Source organism: Solibacillus kalamii, assembly GCF_002174535.1.
In the GTDB taxonomy this organism is placed as follows: Bacteria; Bacillota; Bacilli; order Bacillales_A; family Planococcaceae; genus Solibacillus; species Solibacillus silvestris.
This window is the reverse complement of record NZ_NHNT01000009.1, coordinates 62,932-86,585: the sequence shown is the minus strand read 5'-3', so window position 1 is coordinate 86,585 and position 23,654 is coordinate 62,932. Positions and strand designations below refer to the sequence as shown.

Genomic DNA, 23,654 nt, shown 5'->3' with positions numbered 1-23,654 from the left:
CATTGTCGGATTAAAGGTTCTTTTTTTTATAGAGAAATTACGCTATAGTAAATTTGGAGAAGGGAAGGAGGAATACGATGTATAAATTAGATTATGCTTCACCAATTGGCGTTATTGAGATTTCAGGAACTGAACATTTTATAGCATCGGTATTATTTGCAGAGCGAGAAGAAATTGTAAACTTTCCAGCTAATGATACCCCTCAGCTTTTATTGGACTGCAGTACAGAGCTGGATGAATATTTTAAAGGCCGACGCAAAGATTTTTCGGTACTTTATAAATTGCAAGGAACAATGTTTCAAACAACGGTATGGCAAGCATTAACAACAGTTCCTTATGGCAAAACCGCTTCCTATAAAGAAATTGCCCAACAGATTGAAAATGAAAAAGCTGTCCGCGCTGTTGGAATGACAAATAGCAAAAATGTGATAAGTATTATCGTCCCATGCCACCGGATTATCGGCAAAAATGGTAAACTTACAGGGTATGCAGGCGGTTTATGGAGAAAACAGTGGCTGCTTGAACATGAGCTTAAATATAGTTTCAATTTAGATTAACGTTATAGAAATATAATTTTTTTAACTAGTTAGTGAGGTGAATGAATGAACGAGCAGCAATATGATCATATGCTAAATATCGAAACAACCGGCTATCAATACGGTTTTCCCAAATTAGCAAAATACCATCGCTATGAACCTACACCCTATAGCGGACTGGAGCAATTATTCGAATCCTACGAGCTACCCCCTAAAGCACATTTTCTGGATATCGGCTGCGGAAAAGGGCGTGTTCCTATTTATATATATCATCGCTTCCATATTCCCGTTATTGGCATTGAAATGGATCAGAAGTTTTTTACGGAAGCGGAACATAATGCAGAGCAATATTTAAAAAAGGTAAAGAAGAAACAAGCACCGATTCAATTTTTGAACATCATCGCCGAGACATATGAAATTAAAAAATACGATAATGTCTTTTTCTTCTTCAACCCCTTTTCAGTACATGTATTTCGTGAGTTTATAAAGCATGTTATGGATTCCATCACGTTATACCCGCGAATAGTAGATATTATTTTATATTATCCATCCCCTGACTATATGGATTTCCTGCAACAAGAGCAGTCACTACATTGCTATTTAGATATAAAATTACGCCATGAAAAAAATGAAAATGAACGTATCGTCGTTTTTCGTATTCCGAAACAATAAACGGCGTTTTTTTATTATTAGAAAATAGTAGACTGTAAATTTAGAATACATAAAATTAACAGAATAATCGTACTAGACTAATAATTAGTATTCGATTACAATACAGAAGTTGGAATAATTGTTTATATTATTCTCGTAGATTTATTCTGAATATTGAAAATTTAGATTGTGCGAATGTAGGGTATTGGTTATAATTATCAGAAATATCAAACATTTGTAGTATGACTAAGGGGGAAATGATGATGACAAATCACAAAAAGACAAAAAAGTATGGTTCATTATTCATGGCAACAGCTTTATTAACAGGGGTGTTAGCTGGTTGTGGTACAGATGACTCTAGTTCTTCTGGATCAGGAGACGGCGGCAATGCAGCTGGCGACACGATTAAAATCGGAGCCAACTTAGAATTATCAGGTGCTGTAGCTTCATACGGATCATCGATTAATGATGGAGCAAAATTGGCGATTGAAGAAATTAATGCAGCAGGCGGTATAGATGGAAAAAAACTGGAGTACATTCCAGTCGACAATAAATCAGAAACAGCGGAAGCAACTTCTGCTGCAATGAAATTAGCAGAACAAGAAAAAGTAGTGGCAATGTTAGCGCCGGCTACTTCAGGGAACTCTGTTGCAACAGTACAAATTGCAAGTCAGCATAAAGTTCCGATGGTAACAGGGTCAGGTACTGCACCAAATGTAACAGTAAATGATGACGGAACAGTAAATGAATATGCATTCCGTACTTGTTTCATCGACCCATTCCAAGGGACGGTAGCAGCAAACTTCGCGACAAACGAACTACAAGCTAAAAATGTGGCAATTTTTGCGGATAATGCTTCAGATTATGCGAAAGGTTTAGCCGCATCATTTAAGGAAACTATTTCTGCAAATGGCGGAACGGTAGTCGCAGAAGAGGCGTATGTTGCAAAGGACGTAGATTTTAAATCTCAATTAACAAATATTAAAGGGAAAAATCCTGATTTCATTTTCATCCCTGGCTACTATGAAGAAGTAGGGATTATCGTAAAACAAGCACGTGAATTAGGTATTACCGTGCCGCTTATGGGTGCTGACGGTTGGGACTCGCCAACACTAATTGAATTAGCAGGTGCTGATGCGTTAAATAATACCTTCATTACTAACCACTACTCATCTGAAGATCCGGATTCAAAAATTCAGGACTTCGTTACAGCATTTAATGATGAGTACAGCAAATCACCGAATGCTTTCCATGCATTAGGTTATGATTCGATTTACTTTATCGTCGATGCGATTAAGCGCGTAGATGGAGATATTACAGGCGAAGCAATTCAAAAGCAGCTTGCAGCAACGAAAGATTTAAGCTTAGTAACAGGTACTTTCACAGTTGACGAAAACCACAACCCAGTAAAATCAGCAACAGTTCTAGAATTCGTAGACGGCAAACAACAGTTCAACTCTAAAGTTAATCCTTAATTTTTTACGAGTAAGGGGGGCGGAACTAGCCTCCCTTTTTTTTTCATACATCAATAGAGAAAAAAGGAGTGAACTGTATGGAATGGATCCAACAATTAGTGAATGGTATTTCGCTAGGTAGTATTTATGCACTAATCGCACTAGGCTATACGATGGTATACGGAATTATTAAGCTCATCAACTTTGCCCATGGTGATGTTTTCATGCTTGGTGCTTTTATCGGCTTTTATGCCATTGCACGTTGGGAAATGAATGTCTTTTTAGCCCTTATTATCGCGATGATATTATGTGCCGTTATTGGAGTAATAATTGAGCGTGTCGCCTATAAGCGACTGCGTAATGCAACGCGAATCGCAGCCCTTATTACGGCAATCGGTGTCTCACTGTTAATTGAATATACGGTAATTTTCTTTAGAGGTCCGTCACCAGAGGCGTATCCGTCTGTATTTGCAACGAAGAATATAGAAATTTTCGGTGCCCAGATCAGTACACTGGCGATATTCATCTTATCTGTTTCGATTTTCTTAATGATCTTATTACAATTCATTGTTCATAAAACAAAAATCGGTAAAGCAATGCGCGCCGTATCCCATGATGCAGATGCAGCTCGTTTAATGGGCATTAACGTAGATAATACGATTTCAGCCACATTTGCAATTGGTTCCGCACTGGCAGGAGCTGCAGGCGTAATTTTTGGCATTTACTATACACGTATTGATCCGTTAATGGGGATTATGCCTGGTATTAAAGCATTCATTGCCGCTGTATTAGGTGGTATTGGCATTATTCCGGGGGCAATGGTAGGCGGTCTTGTACTAGGGGTTGTTGAAACAGTTGTTTCGGCACTTGGATATTCATTATGGCGAGATGCAGCCGCATTTGTCATCCTGATTTTAATTCTAATATTACGTCCAGCGGGTATTTTCGGTAAAAATACGCGCGAGAAAGTGTAGGTGAACAGCATGAAAAAATCGAAAATCTTTTGGGGTTATGCCGTCCTAGCACTTGTGATTTATGCAGTTGTTCAATTATTGATTTCCAACGGTGTTATCCAGTTCTACTATCAAAACATGTTCATCGCAATGTGTATTAATGTTATTTTGGCGGTAAGTTTACATGTCATTATCGGGGTTACAGGTCAGTTCTCGATAGGGCATGCAGGTTTTCTAGCTGTCGGAGCTTACATATCGGCTATTTGTACAATGAAATTTGGCATGCCATTTATTACAGCCATTTTAATTGGCGCTATTGTTGCAGCACTTGCCGGATTGCTTGTAGGTATTCCTTCACTTCGTTTAAAAGGCGACTACTTGGCGATTGCTACGCTAGGGTTTGCTGAAATTATTCGAATTGTATTTGTGAATACTGACTATGTAGGTGGTGCAGCAGGCTTGCAAGTTGCCCATCAGTCAACATGGACATATGCCTTTTTTGCGACATTCATTACAATTCTCGTCATCTCGAACTTTACGAATTCACGTCATGGTCGTGCGTGTATTTCGATACGTGAAGATGAAATTGCGGCTGACGCAATGGGCATTAACACAACCTATTACAAAGTTGTCGCATTTGCAATCGGTTCGTTCTTCGCTGGAGTGGCGGGTGCCATCTATGCCCATAACTATTATATTATTCAGCCGACAGCTTTCGGGTTTTTAAAGTCATTTGATATTTTAATATTCGTCGTATTGGGCGGTTTAGGCAGTTTATCCGGTTCTGTTATTGCAGCAGTATTACTGACATTCGTCTCTACGTATTTACAGGACTTCCCGGAAACGCGGATGATTATTTACTCACTGATTTTAATATTAGTTATGCTTTATCGACCTACAGGTTTATTAGGTTCAAAAGAGATTACAGCATACTTCAAGTTTGGTAAAAAAGGAGGTACGCGCGTATGAGCAGTGCACTTCTAAAAGTGGAAAAGCTAGGTATTCAGTTTGGTGGTTTAAAGGCTGTTCAAAATGTAGAAATGCATTTGAATCAAGGAGAGTTGATAGGTTTAATCGGCCCGAATGGTGCAGGAAAAACAACAACATTTAATATGCTGACAGGGGTATATGCGCCAACGGAAGGGACAATTATATTCAACGGAAAAGCAATTGGCGGCCTGGATCCATATAAAGTAACACGCCAAGGAATTAGCCGGACATTCCAAAATATTCGCCTATTTAAAGAGTTATCTGTACTGGATAATGTAAAGGTCGCTAACCATGGTTTGGCAAAACATAATTTAGTTTCGAGCATTTTCCGATTACCAAGTCACTTTAAAGGCGAAGAGAAAATGGAACAGGAGTCATTAGCATTTTTGAAAATTTTCGGGCTTGATGTATACCGTGATGAGCTTGCGAAAAACTTGCCATACGGAATGCAGCGTCGCCTGGAAATTGCCCGAGCGTTGGCTGCTGCACCGAAGCTATTATTATTGGATGAACCGGCAGCCGGGATGAATGCAAAGGAAACGCATGATTTAATGGAGCTAATTGCTTTTATTCGTAAGGAATTTGATTTAACGATTTTATTGATCGAACATGATATGAACTTAGTTATGGGTATTTGTGAGCGAATCTACGTACTTGACCACGGACAATTAATTGCCGATGGGACACCTGAAGAAATCCGTTCAAACCCGAAAGTAATTGAGGCTTACTTAGGTGAGGAGGTTACAGAATAATATGCTAATAATTAATGATATCGATGTATTTTATGGTAATATCCAAGCATTGAAAGGAATCTCCCTCGAAGTAAAAGAAGGCGAAATTGTAACATTGATCGGTGCCAATGGAGCAGGGAAAAGCACATTGCTAAAAACAATTTCAGGTTTATTGAAGCCTAAGCGAGGTTCGATTGAATATTTAGGTGCGGCAATCGATGGAAAGCCGGCACAAACGATCGTAAAGGCAGGGCTTTCCCATGTACCGGAAGGACGTCGTGTATTTTCGAATATGACGGTGGAAGAAAATCTGGAATTGGGTGCCTATTTACGGAATGACCGAGAGGCTATAAAAAAGGATTTAAATCATGTGTTTGAGTTATTCCCTCGTCTGTTGGAACGACGCAAGCAGCTTTCAGGGACTTTATCAGGCGGAGAACAGCAAATGCTTGCGATGGGCCGCGCTTTAATGGCTAAGCCGAAGCTGATCATTATGGATGAGCCTTCAATGGGTCTTGCACCTCTTATGGTAAAAAACATCTTCAACATTATTGAAATGGTCAACAAAGAAGGTGTGACAGTATTGCTTGTAGAGCAAAACGCACATATGGCATTATCGGTTGCCCACCGCGCCTACGTTTTGGAAACAGGTAAAATCGTCCTAACAGGTTCAGCAAAAGAACTGCAGGAGAGCGATGAAGTAAGAGCCGCTTATTTAGGCGGATTATAAAATAAAAAAGTCCGCTACTTTCCTATCGGAAATAGCGGACTTTTTCTATAAAGACTCTAACAAATGCTGCCAAACAATGGATTCGTTATCTGATATTTGAATATTTCTTATTGCTTTGGTGTGTAGTTCAGTAACTTAAATAGTTCATTTCTTTCTTTATCTGTAAGGTCACGCCACTGTCCGACTTTTAAATTGCCGATATGAATATTCATAATACGAATGCGCTGTAATCGCTGTACAGAATAGCCAAGTGCAGAACACATTCGGCGAATTTGGCGATTTAATCCTTGTTCTAAAATAATCTTAAACACTTTAGAAGACACCTTCTCTACTCGGCAAGGCAATGTCGTTGTATCTAAAATTTCCACTCCCGAGCTCATATCATGAATAAATTGATCGGTAATCGGCTTGTCTACCTGTACGACATATTCCTTTTCATGATGATTTTCTGCCCTTAAAATTTCATTGACGATATCTCCGTCATTTGTAAGAAGCAGTAAACCTTCTGAATCTTTATCCAGACGTCCGATATGGAAAATACGAAGTGGATGATTTACAAAATCCACAACATTTCCTTCAATTTGTTTTTCTGTTGTACTCGTAATCCCAACAGGCTTGTTCAGTACAATGTAAACTAATTCTTCCTGTCTTTTTACAGGCTTGCCGTCAACTAATACTTCGTCGCCTGTTTCAACTTGGCTGCCGTTTGTCGCAACAACTCCATTGATTTTTACACGGCCATCTTCTACCCATTTATCTGCACCGCGACGGGACACGATACCGGTTTCTGCTAAAAACTTATTGATTCTCATAATTTTTCACCTACTAATAGAATATCTTCAGTATACAGGAGTCTATCTGTACTTGTAATACTTCGTTCGAAATGACAGTCGATCATCTAATGGATAAACTTATCTTTACTGGAATTTACCCATTTTATACATTTTTATTATAGTAATCTCTTCATTTTCAGTATAACAGAATAGGGAATAATAAAATAATCTGAAAATTGTAGTTTAATATTTGAAATGATTCAACTTTTCTGACAATATAATAGATGAAGATACCTCTCACAGAAAAGTGAGCTTTACAGCATGGATGTCAGCACTGCCTTTTTATGAGAAGGTATGGTCACCACAATTTGTGCAAAGGGGAGAGATTTCAATGGCAGCAGTGTATCAAAATCCAAACACGGATGGCGCATTAGTAAATTTCAAGGAGCGTTATGACAACTTTATCGGTGGTAAATGGACACCGCCAGTAAAGGGGGAATACTTCGACAATGTTACCCCTGTTACGGGCAAAGTATTTACCCAGGTCGCGCGTTCTACGGAAGAAGATATCGAGCTTGCTTTAGATGCAGCCCATGCGGCAAAGGATGCCTGGGGTAAGACATCGGCAACTGAACGCTCGAATATTTTACTGAAAATTGCAGATCGTATGGAACAAAATTTAGAAATGCTGGCCGTTGCAGAAACATGGGATAACGGTAAAGCAGTACGTGAAACTTTGAATGCAGATTTACCTTTGGGCATTGATCACTTCCGCTATTTTGCGGGTGCTTTACGTGCACAGGAAGGATCTCTTAGTCAGATTGATGAAAATACAGTGGCCTATCACTTCCATGAGCCGATTGGTGTAGTTGGACAAATTATTCCATGGAATTTCCCGCTATTGATGGCTGTATGGAAACTGGCGCCTGCACTTGCTGCAGGAAACTGTGTCGTATTAAAGCCGGCTGAGCAAACACCAGCATCAATTTTAGTGCTTGTTGAGCTGATTGAAGATTTACTTCCACCAGGTGTGCTGAATGTTGTAAATGGCTTCGGTTTAGAAGCAGGAAAGCCGTTAGCATCGAATCCGCGCATCGGTAAAATAGCATTTACAGGTGAGACGACGACTGGTCGCCTTATTATGCAATATGCATCTCAAAATCTGATTCCGGTTACTCTGGAATTGGGCGGTAAATCACCGAACATTTTCTTTGAAGACATTATGGATGCAGACGATGCATTTTTGGATAAAGCGGTTGAGGGCTTCGTATTATTCGCTTTAAACCAAGGTGAAGTATGTACATGTCCTTCTCGTGCACTTATTCAGGAATCAATCTACGAGAAATTTATGGAGCGCGTATTAAAGCGTGTTGAAGCAATTAAAACAGGCAACCCTTTAGATACAGATACAATGATGGGTGCTCAGGCATCATCGGAACAAATGGAAAAAATCCAATCCTATTTACAAATTGGTAAAGAGGAAGGCGCGGAATGCTTAATCGGCGGCGAGAAAAATGATTTAGGCGGTGATTATGCAGACGGCTACTATATTAAACCGACTGTATTTAAAGGTCATAATAAAATGCGTATTTTCCAGGAAGAAATTTTCGGCCCGGTTGTTGCTGTAACAACATTTAAAACGAAAGAAGAAGCGTTGGAAATCGCAAATGATACATTATATGGATTAGGATCAGGTGTATGGACACGTGATATGAATACTGCTTACCGCTTTGGCCGTGGTATTCAGGCGGGACGTGTATGGACTAACTGCTACCATGCATATCCGGCACATGCGGCGTTTGGGGGCTACAAAATGAGTGGTGTTGGACGCGAAAACCATAAAATGATGTTAAGCCACTATCAGCAAACGAAAAATCTTTTAGTAAGCTATGATGAAAACCGCTTAGGCTTCTTCTAAGAGAGGGGGTGCAGAATTTGGTTGATCGCGTTATAGCAACCGAAGCAGCACTACAGTTGATCGAGAAGTTGAAAGAGCGCCACGGACCGGTTATGTTCCATCAATCGGGAGGCTGCTGTGATGGTTCGTCTCCAATGTGCTATCCGGATGGCGATTTAATTATCGGCAACCAGGATATATTGCTCGGTCATATTGGCGGAAGTCCATTTTATATGCACAAAAACCAATATGATTATTGGAAGCATACACAGATTATTATTGATGTCGTCGATGGGCGTGGCGGAATGTTTTCGTTAGAGGGCGTCGAAGGAAAACGCTTTTTATCTAGATCACGGGCTTTCACAAAAGAAGAGCTTGATGAGCTTCAAGTATAAAGTTGTAAAAGGGAATGCTGGTTCAACAATCAGCATTCCTCTTTTTTGTGGAGTAAAAATCAAATTTTTTTCACTTTAAAATTTTAGGCGTATAATCAAGGTAAGGAGGGTGTACTGATGGATCAAACAGCTTTTATACAATTACTTAAAAATAATAATGAGCGGATGGAGCTTTTTTTCGATGCGGACGTACAAAGTGCTGCCAGGATACCATTAGCAGTACAATTTACATTTTCACGTGAAACATTTAATGGCCCTGCATTTGAGAAAAATGTAAAAGAAATACATAATCAAAAATCAAGGCAATCATTTTTCGAGTTTTTCTCTACACCATCAAATAATTCAGTTTTAACATATAAAATTTTAGCCCATTTCGCTTTGCACCCACAACCTGAACAGGAGCTTCATCGTATAAAGTTAAATGAAAAGGCATTATTGAATGCAGGGTTTAAATACAGCAGCTATCAAAGAATTGCGGCCCTTTTCTTAGTGGATGAAGCACATGCTGGAAAAGCAAAAGCATTACATGATGAAATGAAAAAGCATCATTTTTTCCTGACCGGTAAAGATGATATTCCATATGCAGTTTTACTGACAAAAAAGAAAAATAATCCGGTTAAGCTAGCTCAAACAATGCGGAAATACTATGATGCCTTGCACGGCAAAGGTTTTAAAAATGGGGATGCCTTGCAAGCAATGACACAGCTATTGCCATTGTATAACGAGGAGTTTCAGCCGGTATTAGTTGAGTATGTAGTCGCGATGAAGCAGTCATTTTTAAATAATGGTGTGAAAGTGAAGAAAAGGTCATATCCATATTTAGCTTTGCTGGCGTTAGTAGGGGCTACATCGGAAGTTGTCGATGAAATTGTTGAAATGGAACGAGCACTCGTTAAGCTCCCGATGTTTACTGGGATGCAAGCGTATGCTTTAATGACCGCTGCCCAGTATGTGCTGAAAAGGTTAATTGAAAACGAACTGTTATCTCATTTCAATGATAGTTTATTATTTTTGCAGGCTCTTGAGATGAGCGATTATATAGATGATATCCCAATTTTACTTGCCATCGATATTCTCGATATATTTTTTTAATTTGGGTAAACAATAGTAAGGAGTGAATAAAATGAAACAGACAAAATTATGGATTAACGGCATTTGGGAAAGTACAAATGAAACAAGTAAGTTAACGGCACCTTATACAGGAGAAGTGCTTGCAAATGTAGCAAAAGCATCGGCAGGGGACGTGGAGCGCGCAATCGAAGGCGCACATCAAGCATTCAAATCATTCAAAAATACGACTGCTTATGAGCGCGCAGAAATTTTATACAAAGTCGTGGAAATCATGCGTGAACGTAAAAACGAGCTTGCAGAAATTTTAGCAGATGAAGCGGCAAAACCAATCTCTGCAGGGCTTACTGAATTGGATCGTACTATTGCAACGTATCAATTTGCTGCAGAGGCGGCTAAACAAAGTACAGGCGAAACGATTCCGATGGATGCAGCACCAGGTGTAAAAGATCGAATCGGTTATACAAAGAGAGTACCTTTAGGCGTAGTTTCAGCAATTACACCATTTAATTTTCCATTTAATCTCGTAGCGCATAAATTAGGTCCAGCCTTTGCTGTAGGGAACACAGTTGTACTAAAGCCTGCATCTCAAACCCCGTTAAGTGCACTTGCGATGGCGGAAATTTTCAAAGAAGCAGGTTTACCGGACGGCGCATTGCAAATCGTGACAGGTAGCGGCGGGGAATTGAGCGAGACACTCGTAACACATCCGCTTGTGAAAAAAGTGACGTTTACGGGTAGTGGTGCGGTTGGCTTGAAGATTAAAGAAAAAGTCGGCTTGCGGAAAATTACACTAGAGCTCGGATCAAATGCGGCACTCATTGTTGAGCCTTCAACACCGCTTGAAAAAATTATGAAACGCTGTGTAGGCGGTGCATTTGGATTTGCTGGACAAGTATGTATTTCATTGCAACGAATTTATGTTCATTCTTCAATTTATGAAGCATTTACAAAGGCATTTGTAGAAGAGACAAAGAAACTAGTTGTCGGTGATCCGCATAATGAAAAAACGGATGTGAGTGCAATGATTCACCCGGATGAAGTTAGCCGTATAAAAGAATGGATTGAACAGGCAAAACAGCAAGGTGCAACGGTTGCAACGGGAGCTGAATTTACAGAGCGTACTTGCTCCCCAACTGTCATGACGAATGTGAAGCCCGATATGAAAATTGTTTGCCAAGAGACTTTTGCGCCGATTGTATCCATTGTGCCATATGAGACGCTGGACGAAGCAATTGCACTTGTAAATGAATCGGAGCTTGCGTTAAATGCCGGTATTTACACAAATGTATTAACAGATGCAATGAAAGCCGCGGAAGAAATTGAAGCAGGTGCGGTCATCATTAACGATATTCCAACATTCCGTGTAGATAATATGCCGTATGGGGGCGTCAAAATGAGCGGATATGGTAAAGAAGGCATTAAGTATGCAGTGGAAGAAATGACCGATTTAAAATTTATTACGATGAAGTTGAATTATGAATAGTTTGTACTAGCACTTCCATCTTCCGAATAGTAACATGGAGTGTAGTCTAGAAAGGAGGAAGATTATGAAAAATACTCTGCCAATGAGCTTTTCAAAATCTATCCAAACACGATTAGTACTGCCTCCTGATACAAATCATCATCAGTCGATATTTGGAGGGAAAGTGTTAGCATATATTGATGAAATTGCTGCGATTGCAGCAATGAAACATTGCCAAGGTGAAGTCGTTACTGCTTCTTTTGACTCAGTAGACTTCGTATCCTCTGCCTATGCAGGCGATATGATTGAACTGGAAGCTGTTGTATCTGGAACAGGTCGTACTTCGATGGAAGTATATGTACGGGTTGTATCAAGAAATATTAAAACAGGTGCAAAGAAATTAACGACGGAATCTTTCGTAACGATGGTCGCGATTGACGAAAATGGCAAGCCGAAAGAAGTGCCGGGAGTTGAACCGGAGACTGATTTCGAACGTCATTTATTTGAAACAGGCCCAATTCGTCAGGAACATCGAAAACAAAAGCGTGCATTATCAAAAAAACGTCGTGCATAAAAAAAGGGGATATCAAAGGCAAAATGCCAGTTGATATCCCCTTTTGTAATTAAGCAAAATTAATCATGCAGTTCCTGGACAATGTGCAGCAATGAATCGGATGATGTCATGACATCATTTGTTGTATGTGTCAAACCGGTAATAACAGAAGAAATGGCATGAATGTCCTCATTCGTGTTTTCATATTGCGTTTTAATTCCATGTACCGCTTCTGTAATCGATGTAAAGGAATCCGCCAAGCTTTTTTGCGTATCTACGCTCATTTTTACTTGCTCATCAACACTTGAAACAGAGTCGGACATTTGTGAAATACTAAGTTCGGTTTCTTTAATTAAATGAGAGACGTTTTGAACCGCATTTTTAGTTTCTTCAGCAAGCTTTCGGACTTCATCAGCTACTACGGCAAACCCTTTCCCGTGTTCACCTGCACGTGCTGCTTCAATCGATGCATTTAATGCAAGCAAGTTTGTCTGATCAGCAATACCTGTTACCAATCCTACAATTTCGGCAATTTTTTTAGACGATTGACGGAGTTTAACCATTGACGATTCAAGTGTATCCACACGATCCAAAATGTTGGTCATAATTGCTGTCTGGTTAATTAAATATGTAGTGCCTGTTGTTGATTTGTTTTCTGTTTCCGCTACTAAATTTAAACCTTGTTTTGTATTGGAAGCAATTTCTTCTGATTGGCTCGCGATTTCCTGTAATGATGCATTAGTTTGATCACTAATATGTGTTAACTCTTGTGCAGTATGTTGAATTCGCTCTACAATTCTGTATTTTACATCTAAACTTTCAGTACGTATTCGTTGCTCTTCTTTTTCATATGCTTCAATCACAAGCTGTTGCTCGAAGTTAATGAGTTTTGAAAAAGCATCAACTGCTTTAGCCATGTCAACATTCGACATTTCTATTTTACTGATGAATTCGATAAACGTTGTCATTAGCGATTGGAATGAAGCGATATACCACTTGGATTGAAGTCCGATTTTGACATGGACATGCGCAATCGTTTGTCGCTCCTCTATATATTGTGAATCGATATTACAGTTGAACATCGCTTCTAAATGCTTCGTTAATGTACCTTTTAGCCGATCCATTCGAGCTGAACTCCCAATAACATCTACGAGTTCCGGACTTAAACTGATTGCACCGTAAAACTTTTCCACCATATCCGGGACAACCTGTTGTGCAAAAGGTTCTAACTGTTTAATAACAGCTAAATCCTCTTTCGTTAATTTTAGCAACTGAAGCTGTTTATGTAAGTTAGGATAGTTTGAAACATCCAAATTTACTTGCTGTGCATAATTAGCTATATCAAAATATGGCTTGTTTGAAACTTTTGTCGCTCTTGAAAACAGAATACCCATGTTCTTCCTCGTTTCGTGTATTTATAGAATAATACTATCTTACTGCTTATATCGGATAATATCAGAATTATTCTATAAGGATAAAGAATTTACAGTAATTTGTATATGAGGTAATATAATAACTAATTAAAATGGATGCAGTAAATAGTGAAAGGCGTTGTATTAATGAAGTTTCATAAAGGGCGTTTGAAATTTGTTATACCATTGTCACTTGGGGTGGCGATCGCATCGTATATTATGCTTGTAAACAATTATGCAGAAGTAGGCGGCCGCGACCGGATATTAATAGTTATCGGAGCAACCATCTTAACGGCGATTATTTCCTACTTCTTATTTCCGCAAGAAGGGGACAACCCGAAAGATAGAGGCCCATATTGACCAATTACAGACATCACCGGAAATCTCGAAATAAAAATTCGGGATTTTTTGCCCTCTCTATGAAACTTTTACGAATATTATCCGTAAATAAGCTAATAAACTAAAGTGAGGTTGATAACAAATGGAATCTAAATGGTCGAAAATCATCATTCATGCCAGTGCATTCTTTGCGCCGTTCTTAGTACCGATTCTGTTTTTCTTAATAAGTTCTGAAGATGAAGTAAAGCGTACAGCGATTCAAGCATTGCTTTTCCAAATCGTATTCGGTATCTTCATAGCGATTGCAGGTGTCCTTTCAGTTATATTAATTGGTTTACCATTCCTGTTGGTATTTTTAGCCATCTTCTGGATTGCACCGATCATTGGTATTGTTAAAGCATTCTCTGATCAGCACTGGAATTATCCAATCGTCGGACGCTGGGTATAATTTATCCTCGTCTTGGCAAAGTTTATAAAAGCGGTAAGGTTTGTTTAAAAAACACCTTACCGCTTTTTTACATAAATAGGGATTTATTAATGTGAAAATAGGGAAACCTAAAACAAGAGTGATTAGTTGCATTTCGAAAAATAAATATTGTATATTTAAGTCAAAGATAGTCAAAGTCAGTTGATGAGAGGTGAGAGACAGCATGAGGAATATATCTGACATAATTGAAGGGTATTTGAAGGAAGTTATTGAATTAGAGGGACAGGGACATATTGAAATAAAGCGAAATGAATTAGCAAAGCAATTTGCCTGTGCTCCTTCCCAAATCAATTACGTTATCAATACGCGTTTCACGACCGAGCATGGCTACTATGTAGAGAGTAAGCGGGGTGGTGGCGGTTATATTCGGATTTTGCGTGTAACAATCCACTCTAAGAAAAATTTACTGGACGAAATGGAAACACAAATAGGTAACGCCATAGCCCAAACTAATGCTGAGCGTATTATTTTCCGTTTATTGGAAGAGGATATCGTTACAGAGCGAGAAGCAAGCATTATGAAGGCCGCTTTAGATCGTGTCACATTACAGGTAGCTTTACCACTGCGTGATCAGCTAAGAGCGCGGATTATGCACGCAATGCTACAAACGATTTCTTTTGAAAAGTAGAGGTGGATTATTATGATATGTGAGCATTGTAAACAGCGTCATGCCAATGTTACCGTTACTCAAGTTCACAATGGTCAAAAAGTCGAGCGTCACTACTGTGAAGTATGTGCAACTCAATTTCATCCATTTCAATTTGACGTAAATGAAGAGCCAGCATCTCTTCAGCAGCTTATTTCAAATTGGTTTAATTTCGTACCTGTGAATGCAAAGAAAGAAAGCACGACAACAAATACTGCCAGCCCAAAATCCTGCCCATCCTGTGGGTTTACGTACCGACAGTTTTTAAAGCAAGGCAAATTTGGATGCGGTCAATGTTACGAAACATTTAGTGAGCAATTACCACAGCTACTTGAACGTCTGCAGGCAGGTACTCAGCATGTAGGATATGTGGAAGAAGGACCTTCAAAAGAAAAAGTGGAACAACAAATCCAAGAGCTCCGTTCATCACTGCAGCAAGCAATTGAGGAAGAGCGTTTTGAAGATGCAGCTTCCATACGTGATGAAGTTAGGGAATTGGAAAGTAAAATAAAACAGGAAGGTGAGGGGAACGCATGAACATCGAGCATTTTTTAACGAATGCCAGTCCCAGCTGGATGCAGCACGAAAGCGATTCAGATATCGTCATTAGCACGCGCATTCGGCTTGCTCGTAATATTGCCAATACTCGATTTCCGATTAGTTTTACAGAACAGGAAGCACAAATGATCGAAGAAAAAATGATGCAGTCATTATTATCTTTAGATGACAATCCGTATCAGTTTTCTTATTTCCAAATAAAAGATATGCCCGTTTTACAACGCCAAATTTTAGTGGAGAAGCATTTGATTAGTCCGAATTTGGCACGAAGAAAAAAAATTGGATCATTTTTTTTAACAAAAGATGAATCCATTAGCATATTAGTAAATGAAGAGGATCATATTCGTATACAGAGTCTTACGCAAGGAATGAATTTAAAAGAAGCATTTGATAAGGCTCGTAATATTGACCGCTACTTAAGTAAGTCAATTAATTACGCATATGAAGACCGCTATGGTTATTTGACAAGTTGCCCAACAAATGTCGGAACAGGGCTTCGAGCATCTGTCATGCTCCATTTACCTGCACTCACAATGATGAAACAGATGAATCCATTAATTCAGATGATGACACGATTAGGAATGGTTGTGCGGGGTATATATGGGGAAGGCAGTGAAAATTTAGGCAATATTTATCAAATCTCGAACCAGATTACATTAGGTAAATCAGAAGAAACAATTTTACAGGAGCTTCAGGATGTTGTCGAGCAAGTTATCAAAAAGGAAGAGCTTGCACGCAAAAATTTATTGATGCGTGCCCCCTCCGCGTTGGAAGACCGTTTAAGCCGTTCACTCGGTACGTTAAAGTACGCAAAAATTTTAACGAGTGAAGAAGCGGCAAGCTGTTTATCAAATGTGCGTCTTGGGGTAAGTTTAGGATTATTAGAAGCAATTTCACAGCGTAAACTAAATGAGTGCATGCTTATTATGCAACCTGGACTCATTCAGCAATATATTGGTACTACGTTACAACCAGCAGAACGCGACATGTATCGTGCGAAGCTGTTGCAAGAAAAGTTAAACGAGCAAGATGAAGCTACAAACAATGGGGAAAAAGGAGAGGATTTTCTATGATGTTTAATCGATTCACACAACGTGCTCAAAAGGTATTACAACTTGCTCAAGAAGAGGCAATTCGTCTTAAGCATAAAGAAATCGGAACAGAACATATTTTACTTGGCTTAATTCGTGAAGGTGGCGGAATTGCCGCTAAAGCTTTGGAAGCAATTAATATTAGCCCTCAAATGATCGAAACCGGTATTGAGGAACTTGTTGGGAAAGGCACAGAAGATGTAGGTCCTATCGTTCACTACACACCACGTGCTAAAAAAGTAATCGAACTTTCATTGGATGAATCGCGTAAATTAGGGCATGCATATGTCGGAACAGAGCATATTTTATTAGCTTTAATTCGTGAAGGTGAAGGCGTTGCTGCCCGCGTATTGGCGAATACAGGTGTAAGTATCAATAAAGCCCGCCAACAAGTTTTACTGTTATTAGGTAACAATGACTCAAACACTAGCGGTAATTCCAGTATGACGCAAACAGTAAATACACCAACACTTGATAGTTTAGCCCGCGATTTAACAGCGGTGGCGCGTGAAGGTTCACTTGATCCGGTTATCGGCCGCTCTAAAGAAATTACACGTGTTGTAGAAGTACTGTCACGTCGTACAAAAAACAACCCGGTACTAATCGGGGAGCCGGGAGTAGGTAAAACGGCCATTGCAGAAGGATTGGCACAGCAAATCATCAATAATGAAGTACCTGAAACATTACGCGATAAACGTGTTATGACGCTCGATATGGGAACAGTTGTTGCAGGTACAAAATATCGTGGGGAATTTGAAGACCGTCTTAAAAAGGTGATGGATGAAATTCGTCAGGCCGGCAATATTATTTTATTCATCGATGAGCTTCATACATTGATCGGTGCAGGTGGTGCAGAAGGTGCGATTGATGCATCGAATATTTTAAAACCATCATTGGCACGAGGCGAACTGCAATGTATCGGTGCAACTACATTGGATGAGTACCGTAAATATATTGAAAAAGACGCAGCATTAGAGCGTCGTTTCCAACCGATTCAAGTTGATGAGCCATCTGTTGAAGAAACAATCCAAATTATTAATGGCTTGCGTGACCGTTATGAAGCACATCACCGTGTGAAAATTTCGGATGAAGCGGTAGAAGCAGCAGCAAAATTATCAGATCGTTATATTTCGGATCGTTTCTTACCGGATAAAGCAATTGACCTAATTGATGAGGCTGGTTCAAAAGTGCGCTTACGCTCTTATACTGTTCCACCTAATTTAAAAGAGTTAGAAGATAAGCTGGAAGGCATTAAGTCTGAAAAGAATGCTGCTGTTTCAGGACAGGAATTTGAAAAAGCTGCTGCATTGCGTGATACGGAGCAGAAGCTGAAACAAGAGCTTGAACAACTGAAAAAAGAGTGGAAAGAAAAACAAGGCAAAGAAGAATCTACAGTATATGTAGACGATATTGCACAAGTGGTAGCGATGTGGACGGGAATTCCTGTTTCGAAAATTGCTCAGGCTGAATCTGCGAAGTTATTAAATCTTGAAGAAGAATTACACAAACGCGTAGTTGGTCAAGGTGAAGCAGTAGAAGCAATTTCCCGTGCAATCCGTCGTGCCCGTGCCGGCTTAAAAGATCCAAAACGTCCAATTGGTTCATTTATCTTCCTTGGACCTACTGGTGTCGGTAAAACGGAACTTGCACGAGCACTTGCTGAAGTAATGTTCGGTGATGAAGATGCAATGATCCGTGTAGATATGTCCGAGTATATGGAGAAACATTCGACTTCTCGTTTAGTCGGTTCACCTCCAGGCTATGTAGGATTTGATGATGGCGGTCAATTAACAGAAAAAGTTCGTCGTAAACCATATTCAGTAGTATTGCTGGATGAGATCGAAAAAGCGCACCCGGATGTATTCAACATCTTATTACAAGTGTTGGAAGACGGCCGCTTAACTGACTCAAAAGGTCGTGTAGTTGATTTCCGTAATACAGTTGTCATTATGACATCGAATGTTGGGGCAGATGCACTGAAGTACCGCAAACATGTTGGATTCGGTGCCGGTTTAAATGCATCGAAAGATAAAGACATGAAGAGCACAATGCTGGAAGAACTGAAAAAGGCGTTCCGTCCAGAGTTCTTAAACCGTATTGATGAAATGATCGTATTCCATTCATTAGAAAAAGATCACTTAAAAGAAATCGTATCATTAATGGCGAATTCATTAAAGAAACGTCTAAAAGAGCAGGATATCGAACTGCAGCTTACAGATGCAGCGCTTGAGAAAATTTCAGAAGAAGGTTATGATCCACAATATGGTGCGCGTCCATTACGTCGTGCATTACAAAAACATGTGGAAGACCGTTTATCCGAAGAACTGTTAAAAGGTACTTTAGATAAAACACAAACAGTCGTACTTGACTATGTAAATGATGAGTTTGTCGTACGTACACAAGAAAAAGTAGCAACAAATTAACAAAACCAGACGAGTCGGGATAGTTCCTGCCTCGTCTTTTTTATGCAGACTGAAGTTGCTGGGTACGGGTACATTTACAAGCGAAACGCGTCGGTCACACATACGCAATTAAACGGAATCTACAGGAATTGCTATATGTATGAAAAGCTAACCGAAAAAGAAACTTGCGACGGAATAGTGGGTATTCAATTTTGTTTCGTGTACAATTATAGGAACAAACATTCGAAGGAGCTAGCAAAATGGCAAAAAAGAAATCTAAATTTATGTGCAGCAGCTGTGGCTATGAAGCAGCAAAATGGATGGGGCGCTGTCCTGGCTGTGGCGAATGGAATACGATGAATGAAGAAGTCGAAGTGATCTCAAAAGGGCCACGCGGGGCGTTCCAGCATTCTACAACGGCTACAAAAGCAACCCCTATTATTCATGTGGAAGTACAAGAAGAAACACGTATCGCTACAGAAATGAATGAATTTAACCGTGTACTCGGAGGCGGTATTGTACCAGGTTCACTCGTGCTGATAGGCGGTGATCCGGGTATCGGGAAATCGACATTACTACTGCAAGTATCAGCGCTTCTTTCCAATCAGGGAAAACGTGTTTTATATATATCCGGTGAAGAATCTGTACGTCAGACAAAGCTGCGTGCTGAACGTTTAGGTGTACATACGCCGGAGCTTTATATTTACTCGGAAACGAATCTGGAATTTTTAAATCAAACAATCGATGAAGTCCAACCGAAATTTGTCATTGTCGATTCGATTCAAACGGTGCACCATCCGGAAGTTACTAGTGCACCGGGCAGTGTGTCACAAGTACGTGAATGTACAGCAGAATTAATGCGTATTGCAAAAACAAAAAATATCGCTATTTTCCTTGTTGGTCACGTTACAAAAGAAGGGCAGATTGCCGGTCCGCGTATTTTAGAACATATGGTAGATACGGTGCTTTACTTTGAAGGGGAACGTCACCATAACCACCGGATATTACGCAGTCAGAAAAACCGTTTTGGTTCTACAAATGAAATTGCAATTTTTGAAATGCTTCATGGGGGATTAAAGGAAGTATTGAATCCGTCCGAGCTGTTCTTACAGGAACGTTCACAAGGTGCCCCTGGTTCAACAATCGTTGCATCGATGGAAGGGACACGCCCAATTTTGGTAGAAATACAGTCGCTTGTTACACCAACCAGTTTCAATTATCCGAAGCGTATGGCAACCGGGGTTGATCAAAACCGTGTTCAGCTTTTAATGGCGGTATTGGAAAAACGTATGGGCATGATGCTTCAGGCACAGGATGCGTATATTAAAGTTGCGGGTGGTGTGAAACTGGATGAGCCTGCGATTGATTTAGCTGTCTTAACAAGTATTGTTTCAAGCTTTAAAGATCAGACAGTACGTCCGACAGATTGCTTTATCGGTGAAGTGGGATTAACGGGTGAAGTACGTCGTGTTTCCAGAATTGAGCAACGTGTACAAGAGGCGGCAAAGTTAGGGTTTAAACGCGCCTTTATTCCAGCTTCTAATATTGGGGGATGGGAATTCCCACCGGACATACAAGTCGTCGGTGTCGAAACAATCAGTGATGCACTGCGGGAATCTTTCCAAAATTTATAGGGGACGGGTTTCCAGTAACTCGTACAAAAAAGAGGCATGGAAAGTCAAAACTTTTCATGCCTTTTTTTAAATTATGCTTTACTGTTTTTTCCTTCTTTAAAAATGCGTCTCTTGTGAAAATACCAAAAGGCTTTCCGATCGGTAAGAAATTGAAGCCGAAATGCTTGTTCAATACATTAGCACCTGCACCGTAAAGTGATAAAAGAGCAATGATTAATTCAGAGTTGGCTGCTAATAAATGCATGCCGTGCTCCATAGTTCCAAATGAACTTAATGCCAGACCAATAAATAAGAAGTCGATCATTACAAAGATCGCGAATAGAACTTTATTTGTTTCAGCTGCACCAATCGTCATAAATAGGGTAAAGATTAAATAACCTAAATACACAACACCGAGCTGAGATGTATACAGATGCCTGTAATGTTGCACCAAATACACCGGCTTGAACGAACCAGCTCATACCTACACCCATCCAGAATAAACCGTATGCGCCGAACGCAGTCGTACCGAATGTATTATTATGTTTTGAGTCTAAGACAGATGCGTAAAATTGCGCAATACCACCTAAAAATATTGCCCAAGGAATAACCAAACCTAAGCCCTCTGTCCAGCCTAACTTTTGAGTAGAAGCAACAAATGTTACAATCGCCAAACCGAATAGACCGATTGCAGACGGATCAGCAGTAGTAATTTTTACTTCTTTTGCAGTATTCAAAACGTATTCTCCTCTTCTAGGTTGAAATATTATATTAATATAATATATTCATTAGTTTGTTTAAACTACAGGGAACGGGAATTTAGAATGAGGTACTTCATTATTGAATTTATATCGCGCAAATCTAACTAAAAAAATAGGGAATAATCTAAAAAAATGGGTAAAATCCTAATATTGGAATGCAATTGGCGTTTGTTGTTTATTTACCCTTGCTTTTGGTACCTGGGCTTCGCATGAATGAAACTTTAGATGTATAATTATTAATTGGAGGTGAAACAAATGTTGAAGAAAATAATTCAAGTAGCATTTTTATTTATCGGTGGAGCATTAGGCCTCATTTTCTTACCGCCATTATATGCATTCATGAACTTATCATCCAATCCTTGGCTTAATAATCCATATTTCAGTGTTGCGATAGGTGCTGCTTTGTTATTCGTTTTATCGTTTGCATTATCTGATTACTTTGTGAAATTAATTACTTGGTTAGAGGAAGTATTATTCAAATTGCCTGCAGCGGATTTATTATTTGGTACGCTCGGTTTAATCGTAGGATTATGTGTAGCAACATTGGTCGGTGTCGCGATCAATCAAATGAACATTCCGGTTATTACCGCTGTTGTTCCTGCTATTTTATCCATTGTTCTTGGTTATCTTGGTTTCCGGTTAGGCTTTAGTAAACGGGATGAGCTGTTGCAGATTTTTTCCGGGAAATCGACGAAAAAGCGTCAGAGTGACGGTTCTGTCAAGGAAGTTCAGGATCAGGAGCAGTATAAATTACTTGATACAAGTGTCATTATTGATGGCCGTATTGCTGATATTTCAGCAACAGGGTTTGTTGAAGGGGTTTTAGTTGTACCTCAGTTTGTATTGACGGAACTACAGCATATCGCGGATTCATCTGATACATTGAAGCGTACGCGTGGTCGCAGGGGTCTAGATATTTTAAAACGGCTTCAGGACGAACGTGCGTCGAAGGTACTTATTACGGAAGTTGATTTTGAAGATGTGTCTGAAGTGGATTTAAAGTTGGTTCGATTAGCCAAAAACATGAGTGCCCAAATACTGACGAATGATTTCAACTTAAATAAGGTCTGTGAACTGCACCGTGTACAAGTATTGAATATTAATGATTTGGCAAATGCGGTGAAACCGGTCGTAATTCCGGGTGAAGATATGCAAGTCGTAGTCATTAAAGACGGGAAAGAACACAATCAAGGTGTGGCCTATTTAGATGACGGTACAATGATTGTAGTAGAAGGCGGCCGAAGCTATATTGGCCAGGCAATTACAGTGACGGTAACGAGCGTACTTCAAACATCGGCAGGGCGTATGATTTTCGCCAAGCCAAAAGAGGATTAGGATGTGAAGCATTTTGCGTTATGAAGTCGTTTTGCCGGCAGCAGGAAGCGGAAAGCGCATGGGTGCCGGGCAAAATAAATTATTTTTAAACTTAGCGGATAAACCGATTTTAGTTCATACACTTCTTGTTTTTGAACAAGATGAAAACTGTACAGGGATTTGGCTTGCCGTAAAAGATGAGGAACGGCCATTTATCCAGGCGCTCATCGAAAAACATAATATTACAAAAGTAAAAGGCCTGCCGACAGGTGGTGAAGAACGCCAACATTCAGTGCATTCGTGCATAAAAGAAATGAGTGCAGTGGATGTTGTCCTTGTTCATGATGCTGCAAGACCTTTTATTACCATTCCGAAAATTACCGAACTTGCAAAAGTCGCCTATGAAAAAGGAGCAGCTATTGCAGGAGTTCGTGCGAAGGATACGATGAAGGTCGTCCATAACGGTCTGATTAAAGAAACCGTTGACCGTGAGTCTTTATGGATGGTTCAAACACCACAAGCGTTCCGTTATGATTTACTGGCAGAAGCTGAGGATGTAGCTGAAAAGGTAGGTTTTTTAGGAACGGATGAAGCGATGCTCGTGGAGCGTTTAGGACATGATATTCATATTGTGGAATGCAGTTATGAAAATGTAAAAATGACAACGCAGGAAGATCTGATTTTTGGGGAAGCTATTTTAAAACAACGAAAATAGAAGATACCTTGAAAAGAAAATAGGTTTGCGAGGCTTTTTTCGCACAAGTTGATTATACTAATGATAATGAGATTACCAGAAAGAAGGTGAAGGCTAGTTTACTTTGTAGGCTAGCAACGA

General features: G+C 39.7%; 23 protein-coding genes and 1 pseudogene. 21 read left to right on the top strand and 3 right to left on the bottom strand.

Going from position 1 to position 23,654, the window contains the following annotated elements; all coding sequences use genetic code 11:
* The first annotated feature begins 77 nt into the window (after nt 1–77).
* From CBM15_RS13285 to CBM15_RS13255, 7 genes are all read left to right on the top strand, one after another.
* Nucleotides 78–557 (top strand): methylated-DNA--[protein]-cysteine S-methyltransferase, encoded by a 480-nt coding sequence (locus CBM15_RS13285; RefSeq protein WP_087617882.1) that lies wholly within the window; start codon nt 78–80, stop codon nt 555–557.
* 45 nt (nt 558–602) lie between these two features.
* The gene (locus CBM15_RS13280; protein ID WP_087617881.1) at nt 603–1,208 is read left to right on the top strand and encodes a class I SAM-dependent methyltransferase; all 606 of its coding nucleotides are present in this window, start codon (nt 603–605) and stop codon (nt 1,206–1,208) included.
* A 242-nt stretch (nt 1,209–1,450) separates the two neighbouring features.
* The gene (locus tag CBM15_RS13275) at nt 1,451–2,662 is read left to right on the top strand and encodes an ABC transporter substrate-binding protein (RefSeq protein ID WP_087617880.1); all 1,212 of its coding nucleotides are present in this window, start codon (nt 1,451–1,453) and stop codon (nt 2,660–2,662) included.
* Nucleotides 2,663–2,739: 77 nt separating this feature from the next.
* Entirely contained in the window at nt 2,740–3,615 is an 876-nt protein-coding gene (locus CBM15_RS13270) for a branched-chain amino acid ABC transporter permease (protein ID WP_008407046.1), read from the top strand.
* Nucleotides 3,616–3,624: 9 nt separating this feature from the next.
* Nucleotides 3,625–4,563 (top strand): branched-chain amino acid ABC transporter permease, encoded by a 939-nt coding sequence (locus CBM15_RS13265; RefSeq protein ID WP_014822390.1) that lies wholly within the window; start codon nt 3,625–3,627, stop codon nt 4,561–4,563.
* On the top strand, nt 4,560–5,336 hold the full coding sequence (locus tag CBM15_RS13260) for an ABC transporter ATP-binding protein (RefSeq protein ID WP_087617879.1): 777 nt from the start codon (nt 4,560–4,562) through the stop codon (nt 5,334–5,336). Before CBM15_RS13265 ends, CBM15_RS13260 begins: the two co-directional genes overlap by 4 nt.
* A 1-nt stretch (nt 5,337) precedes the next feature.
* Nucleotides 5,338–6,045: an ABC transporter ATP-binding protein gene (locus tag CBM15_RS13255; RefSeq protein ID WP_008407040.1), complete on the top strand. Its 708-nt coding sequence runs from the start codon at nt 5,338–5,340 to the stop codon at nt 6,043–6,045.
* 107 nt (nt 6,046–6,152) lie between these two features.
* On the opposite strand, the gene rluF is transcribed toward CBM15_RS13255, so the two are convergent.
* Nucleotides 6,153–6,857, bottom strand: a complete 705-nt coding sequence (gene rluF, locus CBM15_RS13250) for a 23S rRNA pseudouridine(2604) synthase RluF (protein WP_087617878.1) — start codon at nt 6,855–6,857, stop codon at nt 6,153–6,155.
* Between the two features lie 352 nt (nt 6,858–7,209).
* Between rluF and adh the strand changes: the two genes are divergently transcribed.
* The 5 genes from adh to CBM15_RS13225 all read left to right on the top strand — a co-directional run bounded on the left by adh (nt 7,210) and on the right by CBM15_RS13225 (nt 12,217).
* On the top strand, nt 7,210–8,736 hold the full coding sequence (adh, locus tag CBM15_RS13245; RefSeq protein ID WP_008407036.1) for an aldehyde dehydrogenase: 1,527 nt from the start codon (nt 7,210–7,212) through the stop codon (nt 8,734–8,736).
* A 17-nt stretch (nt 8,737–8,753) separates the two neighbouring features.
* Nucleotides 8,754–9,110, top strand: coding sequence for a DUF779 domain-containing protein (locus tag CBM15_RS13240; protein WP_087617877.1), 357 nt, complete (start codon nt 8,754–8,756; stop codon nt 9,108–9,110).
* Between the two features lie 117 nt (nt 9,111–9,227).
* Nucleotides 9,228–10,202 (top strand): DUF4003 family protein, encoded by a 975-nt coding sequence (locus CBM15_RS13235; RefSeq protein ID WP_087617876.1) that lies wholly within the window; start codon nt 9,228–9,230, stop codon nt 10,200–10,202.
* Between the two features lie 31 nt (nt 10,203–10,233).
* Entirely contained in the window at nt 10,234–11,664 is a 1,431-nt protein-coding gene (locus tag CBM15_RS13230; protein WP_087617875.1) for an aldehyde dehydrogenase family protein, read from the top strand.
* Between the two features lie 64 nt (nt 11,665–11,728).
* On the top strand, nt 11,729–12,217 hold the full coding sequence (locus tag CBM15_RS13225; protein ID WP_008407032.1) for an acyl-CoA thioesterase: 489 nt from the start codon (nt 11,729–11,731) through the stop codon (nt 12,215–12,217).
* Between the two features lie 59 nt (nt 12,218–12,276).
* Here CBM15_RS13225 and CBM15_RS13220 read toward each other — a convergent pair whose 3' ends face one another.
* Nucleotides 12,277–13,590 (bottom strand): globin-coupled sensor protein, encoded by a 1,314-nt coding sequence (locus CBM15_RS13220; RefSeq protein WP_087617874.1) that lies wholly within the window; start codon nt 13,588–13,590, stop codon nt 12,277–12,279.
* A 165-nt stretch (nt 13,591–13,755) separates the two neighbouring features.
* On the opposite strand from CBM15_RS13220, the gene CBM15_RS13215 reads away from it, so the two are divergent.
* The 7 genes from CBM15_RS13215 (at nt 13,756) to radA (ending at nt 20,765) form a co-directional block, all read left to right on the top strand.
* Nucleotides 13,756–13,968 (top strand): acyltransferase, encoded by a 213-nt coding sequence (locus CBM15_RS13215; protein WP_087617932.1) that lies wholly within the window; start codon nt 13,756–13,758, stop codon nt 13,966–13,968.
* 121 nt (nt 13,969–14,089) lie between these two features.
* Entirely contained in the window at nt 14,090–14,395 is a 306-nt protein-coding gene (locus CBM15_RS13210) for a DUF4870 domain-containing protein (RefSeq protein ID WP_087617873.1), read from the top strand.
* Nucleotides 14,396–14,597: 202 nt separating this feature from the next.
* Nucleotides 14,598–15,062 (top strand): CtsR family transcriptional regulator, encoded by a 465-nt coding sequence (locus CBM15_RS13205; RefSeq protein ID WP_087617872.1) that lies wholly within the window; start codon nt 14,598–14,600, stop codon nt 15,060–15,062.
* 12 nt (nt 15,063–15,074) lie between these two features.
* Nucleotides 15,075–15,617 carry a UvrB/UvrC motif-containing protein gene (locus CBM15_RS13200; RefSeq protein ID WP_008407026.1) on the top strand — a complete coding sequence of 181 codons (543 nt, stop codon included), beginning with the start codon at nt 15,075–15,077 and terminating at the stop codon, nt 15,615–15,617.
* Nucleotides 15,614–16,711, top strand: coding sequence for a protein-arginine kinase McsB (locus CBM15_RS13195; protein WP_014822399.1), 1,098 nt, complete (start codon nt 15,614–15,616; stop codon nt 16,709–16,711). The genes CBM15_RS13200 and CBM15_RS13195 overlap by 4 nt, the downstream gene beginning before the upstream one ends.
* Entirely contained in the window at nt 16,708–19,152 is a 2,445-nt protein-coding gene (locus CBM15_RS13190; protein WP_014822400.1) for an ATP-dependent Clp protease ATP-binding subunit, read from the top strand. The genes CBM15_RS13195 and CBM15_RS13190 overlap by 4 nt, the downstream gene beginning before the upstream one ends.
* 239 nt (nt 19,153–19,391) lie before the next feature.
* Nucleotides 19,392–20,765, top strand: a complete 1,374-nt coding sequence (gene radA / locus CBM15_RS13185; RefSeq protein WP_008407021.1) for a DNA repair protein RadA — start codon at nt 19,392–19,394, stop codon at nt 20,763–20,765.
* Between the two features lie 109 nt (nt 20,766–20,874).
* Here radA and CBM15_RS13180 read toward each other — a convergent pair.
* Nucleotides 20,875–21,481: pseudogene (locus CBM15_RS13180) on the bottom strand (acetate uptake transporter); the annotation flags it as partial.
* Between the two features lie 279 nt (nt 21,482–21,760).
* Here CBM15_RS13180 and CBM15_RS13175 point away from each other — a divergent pair.
* The gene (locus CBM15_RS13175; RefSeq protein ID WP_008407019.1) at nt 21,761–22,840 is read left to right on the top strand and encodes a PIN/TRAM domain-containing protein; all 1,080 of its coding nucleotides are present in this window, start codon (nt 21,761–21,763) and stop codon (nt 22,838–22,840) included.
* A gap of 13 nt (nt 22,841–22,853) precedes the next feature.
* Entirely contained in the window at nt 22,854–23,534 is a 681-nt protein-coding gene (gene ispD / locus CBM15_RS13170) for a 2-C-methyl-D-erythritol 4-phosphate cytidylyltransferase (RefSeq protein ID WP_087617871.1), read from the top strand.
* Nucleotides 23,535–23,654: the final 120 nt, after the last annotated feature.

Bases quoted from the DNA above. Each gene is read 5' to 3' on its own strand.
- CBM15_RS13255 (WP_008407040.1), top strand. From the start codon at position 5,338: ATGCTAATAATTAATGATATCGATGTATTTTATGGTAATATCCAAGCA.
- CBM15_RS13230 (WP_087617875.1), top strand. From the start codon at position 10,234: ATGAAACAGACAAAATTATGGATTAACGGCATTTGGGAAAGTACAAAT.
- CBM15_RS13190 (WP_014822400.1), top strand. From the start codon at position 16,708: ATGATGTTTAATCGATTCACACAACGTGCTCAAAAGGTATTACAACTT.
- adh (WP_008407036.1), top strand. From the start codon at position 7,210: ATGGCAGCAGTGTATCAAAATCCAAACACGGATGGCGCATTAGTAAAT.
- CBM15_RS13275 (WP_087617880.1), top strand. From the start codon at position 1,451: ATGACAAATCACAAAAAGACAAAAAAGTATGGTTCATTATTCATGGCA.
- CBM15_RS13235 (WP_087617876.1), top strand. From the start codon at position 9,228: ATGGATCAAACAGCTTTTATACAATTACTTAAAAATAATAATGAGCGG.
- CBM15_RS13210 (WP_087617873.1), top strand. From the start codon at position 14,090: ATGGAATCTAAATGGTCGAAAATCATCATTCATGCCAGTGCATTCTTT.
- CBM15_RS13225 (WP_008407032.1), top strand. From the start codon at position 11,729: ATGAAAAATACTCTGCCAATGAGCTTTTCAAAATCTATCCAAACACGA.
- CBM15_RS13215 (WP_087617932.1), top strand. From the start codon at position 13,756: ATGAAGTTTCATAAAGGGCGTTTGAAATTTGTTATACCATTGTCACTT.
- radA (WP_008407021.1), top strand. From the start codon at position 19,392: ATGGCAAAAAAGAAATCTAAATTTATGTGCAGCAGCTGTGGCTATGAA.
- CBM15_RS13175 (WP_008407019.1), top strand. From the start codon at position 21,761: ATGTTGAAGAAAATAATTCAAGTAGCATTTTTATTTATCGGTGGAGCA.
- CBM15_RS13195 (WP_014822399.1), top strand. From the start codon at position 15,614: ATGAACATCGAGCATTTTTTAACGAATGCCAGTCCCAGCTGGATGCAG.
- CBM15_RS13280 (WP_087617881.1), top strand. From the start codon at position 603: ATGAACGAGCAGCAATATGATCATATGCTAAATATCGAAACAACCGGC.
- CBM15_RS13285 (WP_087617882.1), top strand. From the start codon at position 78: ATGTATAAATTAGATTATGCTTCACCAATTGGCGTTATTGAGATTTCA.
- CBM15_RS13220 (WP_087617874.1), bottom strand. From the start codon at position 13,590: ATGGGTATTCTGTTTTCAAGAGCGACAAAAGTTTCAAACAAGCCATAT.
- CBM15_RS13270 (WP_008407046.1), top strand. From the start codon at position 2,740: ATGGAATGGATCCAACAATTAGTGAATGGTATTTCGCTAGGTAGTATT.
- rluF (WP_087617878.1), bottom strand. From the start codon at position 6,857: ATGAGAATCAATAAGTTTTTAGCAGAAACCGGTATCGTGTCCCGTCGC.
- CBM15_RS13200 (WP_008407026.1), top strand. From the start codon at position 15,075: ATGATATGTGAGCATTGTAAACAGCGTCATGCCAATGTTACCGTTACT.
- CBM15_RS13205 (WP_087617872.1), top strand. From the start codon at position 14,598: ATGAGGAATATATCTGACATAATTGAAGGGTATTTGAAGGAAGTTATT.
- CBM15_RS13260 (WP_087617879.1), top strand. From the start codon at position 4,560: ATGAGCAGTGCACTTCTAAAAGTGGAAAAGCTAGGTATTCAGTTTGGT.
- CBM15_RS13265 (WP_014822390.1), top strand. From the start codon at position 3,625: ATGAAAAAATCGAAAATCTTTTGGGGTTATGCCGTCCTAGCACTTGTG.